Origin of the sequence: Trebonia sp., from assembly GCF_049794275.1 — a bacterium.
Taxonomy (GTDB): Bacteria; Actinomycetota; Actinomycetes; order Streptosporangiales; family Streptosporangiaceae; genus Trebonia.
Genome location: NZ_JBARCR010000913.1, coordinates 1 through 6,791 on the forward strand (window position 1 = coordinate 1; position 6,791 = coordinate 6,791).

Consider the following 6,791-nt stretch of genomic DNA (forward strand, 5'->3'; position numbering starts at 1 on the left):
CACCAGTGGTGCTGCCAGCCCTCGTCGTCCCAGATCGGCCGCAGCCGCGGCAGCACCTCCGCGGTGAACAGCGAGATGTTCTTCTCGGTCAGCGCGCGCGGCATCGAGCCGTTCTGCAGCATCACCAGCAGGTTGCCGATCCGGAACTCGCGGACGAACGCCTCGAGCTGGTCGGCGACCGTCGCCGGGCTGCCGACGATCGCGACCTGGCTGTCGACGATGTCCTTGAAGGTCGCGGTCCGCATCCGCGCGAGCATCCCGTCGGGTCCCCCGCCCCGCAGCATGGCCTCGATGGCGGCGGGCTCGGCGTAGCCGGGCACTGCCATGGCGGTGCCAGGAATCGCGCCGAGGCCGGAGTGGTACAGCGACATGAGGTGGCTGGCGTACTCCTGCTCCGCTCGCTCGTCGGTCTCGGCGACGGCGACCACCTGGAGGAAGGCCAGCCGGTACGGGTTGCGGTCCCGGCCCATCTCCTCCGCCATGGTCCAGTAGCGGTCGAACACGTGGCGCCCGACGAGCTTCGGGCCGTCCCAGCTCAGGTACACGAACGCGTAGTCGTTGCTGAGGATGTCCCGCAACGTTCCCGGTGAGCCGGTGCCGGGGATCCAGACCGGCGGGTGCGGCTGCTGGATGGGCCGCGGCCAGATGTTCACCGCGCCGTACTTCTCGAAGCGGCCGTTCCAGGGGAAGGGGCGGGGCGAGGTCCACGCCTTGAGGATCAGCTCGCGATGCTCGCGGGCGCGGTCGCGGGTCTCGATCGCGGGGAGGGAGGCGTTGAGGTTCGCGTCGTAGCTGAGCCCGACGGGGAAGCCGGCGATCAGCCGGCCGCCGCTGATGCAGTCGAGCAGCGCGTACTCCTCGGCGATCTTCAGCGGCTCGCGGGTCTTGCCGAGCGAGCGGCCGAGTATCGCGATCGCCGGGTCGAAGCCCTCGGCCTGCGCCGCGCAGGCCACGGCCGAGGCGAGCAGGGTCGGGTTCGGCGAGACGTCGTACGAGGACTGGCTGTGCTCGGTCATCACGATGCCGTCGAAGCCGGACCGCACCCCGTGCAGCAGTTCGGCGTACGCGGAGAAGATCGATTCGTGCATGCGGTCCGGGTCGACGACCTCGTACGGCGCGGTCACGACCGAGCTGTTATGGTCCCCGTAGTCGTAAGGAATGTAGCGGTATGGCACCTGCTCAAACAGGCTGACCTTCATGTGTGTTCCTCCCGCCGTCAGGCGACAGGGCGTCGTCGCCCTATCAGCGGACCACAGGCCGGCCAGTGGCCGCAATCCCCGTATTGCCGCGTCATTACCGGGTCATTACCGCGTTGTCGTCGCGTCACTACCGCCAGACGGCGACCGGGTTGCCAGGCGCGTAGACGAAGCCGCCGCTGCCCTTAGCCGAGTTCGGGTCGGAGCTGAGGTGGCTGTAGTCGACGGTGAACTGGTACTGGGCGCCGGCCGCCACCCGGTAACCGGTGGCGGCGGCGGGGGGCTGGAGGACCCCCTTGTCGGTGAAGGCGCCGTCGCTGAAGAAGAACTGGGCCGGGTTGACCACGAAGCCCTGCCAGCCGCCGATGACCACCCAGGCCATGATGACGCCACCGGTAGAGTCGCCCTGCGTGTCGATCAGGCCGATCCTGGAGCCTTCGGGCGTGGTGTACCAGGCCACATCGCTGAGGCTGGTGCTGTCGGTGGACTTGAGTACCGCCTCGGGCGGAACCGTGCCCCGCAGGCCGAGCAGCCTGGCGGTGCTCTCGTCGAGCAGGCAGGCCGCGATGTTGATCCCGTCGATGGTGCCGCTCGTCTGGTACGCCCTGGCACAGACCGTCTGCCTGGCTTCGAGCCACGCGGTGTCGTCGTCGCCGATGGCAGTCTGCTGGGCCAAAGAGGCGCTCTGGTACCGGTTCTGCTGTACCAGGTCGATCTGCGCGTCCCAGGTCTCAGCCTTGTCCTCGTAGCACTTCTCGATGGCGAGGGTGGTGCCCAGGCTGCCGCAGCTCGCCGGGGTGGTGACGGCACGGGCCGGATGGCCGGGGTCGAACGGTTCCACGATTGGCGCGAACGCCACCGCTGGCGTCGCGGCCGACGCCGGCGGCGTGCTGCTGGCGCTGCCCGATGCCGGGGCGCTCTGGGTGGCGGCTCCGCTGGCCGAGCTGGTCGAACTGCTGCAGCCGGCGAGGACGCCGACCGCGATAGCGGACATGGTCAGTACCGCGAGTCTGGTGCCGTGCATCCGGATTCCCCGTCCGTGTGATGTGGCCGGGGCGAGCGTAGCAAGGCGGTAACCAGGTGTGTTACGGACCTATGGTGACAATTCGGTCAAGAAATGGCACCCGGCTAAGGCGCCCCGGTCGGCGCGGAAACAATCAGAGTATGGACGCCGATGCGGACTTCGTGGTTGCGGGCGCCGGGCACAACAGCCTGATCGCCGCCTGCTATCTAGCGAAGGCGGGGTACCGGTGCCTGGTGCTCGACGCGCGGCCGGTGCCCGGCGGCGGCTGCACCACAGAAGAGCTCCTGCTGCCCGGCTACGGCATCGACACGTGCGCGACCGGCCACACGCTGATCCGGGTCAACCCGCTGCTGACCGGCGACGAGCTCGGGCTGATCTCGCACTACGGGCTGCGCTACATCGACCCCGACCCGGTCGCGCACGTGGCGTTCCCCGACGGCGAGCAGCTCACCATGTGGCTCGACAGGGACCGCACCGTGGCGGAGATCGCCCGCTTCGATAAGGCCGACGCCGCCGCGTACCAGCGGCTGCTCGACGAGTACGACGAGGTGAAGTCGGCGTTCAGCGGGTCACAGTTCACCCCGGTGGGCTTCGGCCCTTCGCTCGATGCGAGGCTCGCCGAACATCCGCGGGGAAGGGTGTGGCAGCGCCGCCGCCAGCTGTCCGCGTGGGACGTGATCAGGCACGAGTTCAGGGACCGGCGGGTCCAGGCGTTCATGCTCTGGATGGCCTTCCAGACCAACCAGGCGGTCGACGCGCCCGGCTCTGGCGTGCTCGCCTACTCGCTGATCTTCGGCCGTCAGCAGCGCAGCTGGTCGATCATCGCCGGCGGCTCAGGCCAGCTCGTCTCCGCGCTGACCAGGTACCTGGAAGACCACGGCGGCACGGTGCGCTGCGGGGAGCGCGTCACCCGGCTGCTGCTCGACGGCGCGGGCGGCGCGGACGGCGGCCGTTGCACCGGGGTGGAGACGGCCGGCGGCCGGCAGTACCGGGCGGCCAGGGCGGTGCTGTCCACCATTCACGTCACCCAGCTGCGGGACATGGCGCCGGCCGCGTCGTGGCCGGAGGAGTTCCACTACTCGGTGGATACCTACGACGTCGGCATCCCCGGGTTCGGCGTCTACCTGGCGACCAGCGCGCCGCCGGTGTTCCTGAGCAACGACGGCGGCAGGCACACCGCCGTGTCGGCCGGGACCACCGGGTGGCCTGAGGACATCATCCGGCTGGGCCAGGACCTGCGGGCGGGCCGGTTCGTCACGGACGTGCCCTGGCTGCTGGTGGCGACGCCGACCCTGGCGGATCCGAGCCGGGCGCCACAGGGGAAGCACACCGTCAAGCTGCTCAGCCAGCAGGTCTACGAGCTGCCCGGACCGCCCGGCCTGCCCGGCTGGGACGCGGTCAAGCAGGAGCATGCGGCTCGCCAGCTTGACCACCTGCGGAGGTTCGCCCCCGAGTTCACCGACGACGTCATCGACGCGCGGCTCGTCAAGTCGCCCGCGGACTACGAGCAGCTGAACCTGCATATGGTGCACGGCGCGTTCCACGGCGGCGACCGCGGCGTGGCGCAATCCGGGGCGCTGCGCCCGGTGCCGGGCTGGGCGTCGCACCGGATGCCGATCCCCGGCCTGTACCAGACCGGCGCGACCACCCACCCCGGCGGCTCGATCACCGGCGCGCCGGGCCGGAACGCCGCCATCGTGCTGCTGCACGACCTGGGTCACGACCCAGCCGAGGTGCTGAGCGCGCCGCCGACGTGGCCCCCGAGCTAACCCCGAGGGTAAGCCCGCGAGGTTCGCGGCTACCGTCGCGCCAAGCTCGTAACACTGTCGTTCCACGTCCTTGCCCACCGGCCCGATCGCCACGACCGGGCTGACCACTTCCGCCCAGCCGAGCCCGGACGCGATGGATGTCACCGCGCGCACCGCGCCCGTGGTGTCGCTGGCCCCGTGCACGTAGAGCCCGTAGGGCGCCCCGGCCTTGGCGTCGAGGCACGGGTAGTAGACCTGGTCGAAGAAATGCTTGAGCGCGCCGGACATGTAGCCGATGTTCGCCGGCGTGCCGAGCACGAACGCGTCCGCGGCCAGCACGTCGGGAACGGTCGCGGCCAGCGCCGGGGAGACCACGACGTCGATCCCCGCCTCGGCGAGCTCCGGGTCACGCGCGCCCGCCACGACAGATTCGAGCATCGCCCGCAGCGCGGGCGAGGACGTGTGGTGGACAACGAGCAGCCGCGGCACCCGCGCACCTCCGGTAACCAGGACCGCGGCTGCCAGCCGAGGGCAGGCCCCAGCTTTTCCGCGATGTCGGTGAGGATCTGCGTGTAATCGTCCCACTCGAGGGTGAACGGCAGCGCGAACGCCACCTCGGTTACCTCGCGGAACGCGGCGTGCGCGTACAGGGAATCCGCTATCTCCCCCGACGAGCCGATCAGGTCCCGCGCGAACATCATCCGCTCCGGCCCGAGAGGCGCGGCCGTGCGAGGTGTCCGCGCCGCGACGTACGCCGCGTACTTGGCACGCTGCGCCGCCGTCGCGCTGTCGGTCGGGATGACGACGAGCCCCTGCGACACCCGCGCCGCTTGCCCCGCCGGGTGCGCTTCGCGGAACGCCCGGATATGCGACAGCTGCACCGCGGCGAAGTCCTCCGGCTCTTCGGCCCGGACCACGCTCGACGTGAGGAAGTTCATCGCGTGCTCCCCGGCCCACCGTGCCGACGCGAGTGAAGCGCCGCCGTACCACATCCGGGACCGCAGTCCCGGTGAGTGCGGCTCCACCCGGTCGGAGAACTGCTCGAACCCCTCGGTCCCGAGGAACGTCACGGCCGGTTCCCCGGCGACGAACCGCAGCAGCCGCGCCACGCGCTCGTAGGAGAAGTCCTCAGCCTCGCCGGAGCCGGGGTACAGCGCGCCGCGCACGTCGTCCCAGTGCCGCGGCGCCCCGGTGCTCACCCCGGGGTTGAGCCGCCCGCCGGACAGTACGTCCACGGTGGCCAGGTCCTCCGCGAGCCGCAGCGGGTTCTCCCAGCCGAGCGGGATCACCGCGGTGCCGAGCTCGATCCGCGACGTGCGCTGCGCCGCGGCCGCGAGCACGGCGACCGGCGAGGAGATGCCGAACTGCAGGTGCCGGTGCCGCACCCACGCGCTGTCAAAACCGAGCCGTTCCCCGAGCGAGATCATGTCGAGCGTGACCTCGTGTCCCAGGCGAGGATTGTGGCCGTCGAACAGGCCGATGGTCAGAAAGCCGAGTTTCTGCAGTGCGTCACCCGGCTCTGGCATGCGTGCCCTTCTTTCTTTTATTCGGAACGTACGGAGCCGCCTCCCGGCCAGCCACCATTCTCCACGGACTTTGGTTGCGCAAAGGTTCAAGTCCTCTGTCATACTGCGGCAATGACCCGGTTCTTTCATGGCGCCGCCACCTCCACCGGCCGCGTCCGCCGGGTCAACGAAGATAGTTATCTCGCCGCGCCGCCGATCTTCGCGGTGGCCGACGGGATGGGCGGGCATGACGCCGGCGAAGTGGCGAGCGCGGTCGCGATCGACGTGCTGGCGCGGTACGCGCGCGGCGGCCCGCTGTCGGTGGACGCGGTGCTCGCAGCGCTCGACGAGGCCAACCGCGCGGTCATCGGGCGCGACGAGGCGCACCGCATGGGCACGACCGTCACGGGCCTGGCGTCCCTGGTCACGCAGGCCGGCTCCCAGGTGATGGTGTTCAACGTCGGCGACTCGCGCGTCTACCGGCTGGCGGGCGATCAGTTCAGCCAGCTCACCGTGGACCATTCAGAGGTGCAGGAACTGGTCCTGTCGGGCGCGATCACGCCGGAGCAGGCGCGCATCCACCCGCGGCGCAACATCGTCACCCGCGCCCTGGGCAGCGATTTCGTGGTGCGGCCGGATCACTGGCTGCTGCCGCCCCTCGCCGGCGATCGCTACCTGGTGTGCTCCGACGGCCTGACCGGCGAGCTGACGGACGAGGAGATCCTGCCGCTGCTGCTCGCCGGCGACCCGCAGCAGGCGGCCGCGACGCTGGTGGCCGCGGCCGACGAAGCGGGCGGGCACGACAACACCACCGTGATCGTCGTCGACGTCGCTGGCTGACGCTGGGATGCGGGCGCCCCCGCGGCGCCCGCATCCCACAGCGCGCGGCCCGCGCCTACGGGACCCCGGCCGGCTCTCCGGTCAGGGTTTCCGCCTCCGGCGCCGGCTGGCGGGCCAGGTGGCTCGGCCACCAGACCCACCGGCCCAGGTCCAGGTTCAGCGCCGTCACGAGCACCGAGCGGACAACGATCGTGTCGAGCAGCACCCCGAACGCCACCGCGAAGCCCAGCTCGGTCAGGAACGTGACCGGCAGCGTGCCGAGCACCGCGAACGTGCCGGCCAGCACGCAGCCCGCCGAGGTGATCACGCCGCCGGTCGCTGCCAGGCCGGTCAGCGCGCCAGTGCGGGGCCCGTGCCGCTGCGCTTCTTCGCGCACCCGCGTCATCAGGAAGATGTTGTAGTCGATGCCGAGCGCGACCAGGAAGACGAACACGAACAGCGGGAACGACGTGTCGGCGCCGCCGAAGTTGAACACGTG

At 70.6% G+C, this 6,791-nt stretch carries 5 protein-coding genes and 2 pseudogenes; 2 read left to right on the plus strand and 5 right to left on the minus strand.

The genetic code is table 11. The features are described from left to right. Together WA805_RS23515 and WA805_RS23520 are read right to left on the minus strand one after the other, a co-directional pair. Positions 1-1,199, minus strand: a 1,199-nt coding sequence (locus WA805_RS23515; protein ID WP_425243419.1) for an LLM class flavin-dependent oxidoreductase, incomplete at its 3' end; no start/stop codon positions are given. Positions 1,200-1,326: 127 nt separating this feature from the next. Then, entirely contained in the window at positions 1,327-2,220 is an 894-nt protein-coding gene (locus WA805_RS23520; protein ID WP_422288910.1) for a lysozyme inhibitor LprI family protein, read from the minus strand. A 140-nt stretch (positions 2,221-2,360) separates the two neighbouring features. On the opposite strand from WA805_RS23520, the gene WA805_RS23525 reads away from it, so the two are divergent. Beyond that, positions 2,361-3,989, plus strand: coding sequence for a phytoene desaturase family protein (locus WA805_RS23525; RefSeq protein WP_425243420.1), 1,629 nt, complete (start codon positions 2,361-2,363; stop codon positions 3,987-3,989). 141 nt (positions 3,990-4,130) lie between these two features. Here WA805_RS23525 and WA805_RS23530 read toward each other — a convergent pair. Together WA805_RS23530 and WA805_RS23535 are read right to left on the minus strand one after the other, a co-directional pair. Continuing rightward, a pseudogene (locus tag WA805_RS23530) lies at positions 4,131-4,406 on the minus strand (NAD(P)H-dependent oxidoreductase); the annotation flags it as partial. 317 nt (positions 4,407-4,723) lie between these two features. Beyond that, positions 4,724-5,722, minus strand: a pseudogene (locus WA805_RS23535) (LLM class flavin-dependent oxidoreductase); the annotation flags it as partial. On the opposite strand from WA805_RS23535, the gene WA805_RS23540 reads away from it, so the two are divergent. Beyond that, complete coding sequence (locus tag WA805_RS23540; protein ID WP_424561648.1) at positions 5,606-6,313, plus strand: PP2C family protein-serine/threonine phosphatase; 708 nt, start codon at positions 5,606-5,608, stop codon at positions 6,311-6,313. The pseudogene WA805_RS23535 and the gene WA805_RS23540 sit on opposite strands and share 117 nt — an antisense overlap. 55 nt (positions 6,314-6,368) lie before the next feature. On the opposite strand, the gene WA805_RS23545 is transcribed toward WA805_RS23540, so the two are convergent. After that, positions 6,369-6,791 (minus strand): MMPL family transporter (locus WA805_RS23545; protein WP_425243421.1); only part of this gene is annotated, 423 nt, incomplete at its 5' end.